This is a genomic window from Ureibacillus endophyticus, assembly GCF_003628435.1.
GTDB lineage: Bacteria > Bacillota > Bacilli > Bacillales_A > Planococcaceae > Ureibacillus > Ureibacillus endophyticus.
Genome location: NZ_RBZN01000120.1, coordinates 1 through 1,197, shown reverse-complemented (window position 1 = coordinate 1,197; position 1,197 = coordinate 1). Strand labels below are relative to the sequence as shown.

At 39.5% G+C, this 1,197-nt stretch carries 1 protein-coding gene; it reads right to left on the bottom strand.

Annotated elements, in window-relative coordinates:
* Nucleotides 1–1,197 (bottom strand): IS3 family transposase (locus D8M03_RS17575; RefSeq protein WP_121216065.1); only part of this gene is annotated, 1,197 nt, incomplete at both ends.

The following is a 1,197-nucleotide window of genomic DNA, read 5'->3' as shown; positions in this document are numbered from 1 at the left end:
CGCGTAACTCATCCAGTGTTTTGACCATGCTGAAATCAACTTCGTCTTTTAAGTGTCCGAAAAAGGATTCCTGTGGTGCGTTATCCCAACAGTTGCCTCGACGTGACATCGATTGACCAAGTTTATAGTGCTTTAAAAGCTTTTGGAATTTTGGACTTGTATAATGAACACCTTGATCTGAATGGATGAAGGCTTCTGGATGGAGCTTTACACGTTTATTGCGGAATAGTTTCTCAACAGTTTTTGTTGCGAGGTCCAGCGTAATACGATCTGATACATGATAAGCTAAAATTTCATTGGTAGACCCGTCTTTAATGGTCGACAAATAAGCCATTGTTCCGTTATAGGGAATATAGCTAATGTCTGTTAATAGGACTTTGCCTGGTACACCTTGCTTAAATTGGCGCTCTAGCTTATTTGGCACAACACGATGTTCTTTTGTTGCTTTCGCTATTTGTTTATACGGATTGGCTTTGCGGTGAGGGCAGACAATTCCATACTTTCGCATAATACGTTGGATTTTCTTGCGATTCATCACGATGCCAAAGTCGTGTTCAAGTGTCATTTTAATTGAACGTGACCCCTTCTTATAACCACGGCGATTGAAGGCTTTTAAGATCAAATCACGTGCTTCTCTATCCTTCAACTCTTTCGTTGCACGTGTCTCACTTGTCTTTAAATAGTTGTAATAACCAGAACGTGAGACGTTTAAAAGTGCGCAAAAATAAGTCACCATTCGTTTAAATGGAAACTGCTCTAGTGTATCGGAAATCAGTTGGAATACCTTATTTGTGCTTAATTTTTGACTGGTGTTTAGCAGCCTCCTTTCTGTCACTTCGAGCTTTTTTAGCATCTCTACTTGCCCTTCTAGTAGTTCAATACGTGCTGCTTGTCTTCCGAGAACTTCTGCCATCGTTAATTCACGCTTTATAGGTCTTCCGGAACTCGTTTTACGTGTATCGGTTAGCCCAATTAAACCATTTTTCTCATACGCTTTTCTCCAACGAGAGGAGGCTTGTTCAACACGTTTCATGCCTATTACTTCAATATCAAAACCGTATTCCTCAAAAATTCGCCGAGGTGTTTTGCCTGCTAAATATTCATCTATAAATTTACTTTTAAATGCATCTGCGTAAGTAATGGTACGTTCGCTTACCTTTAATACATGTGGATTCTTTTGTAGTTGTTCAATCTGTT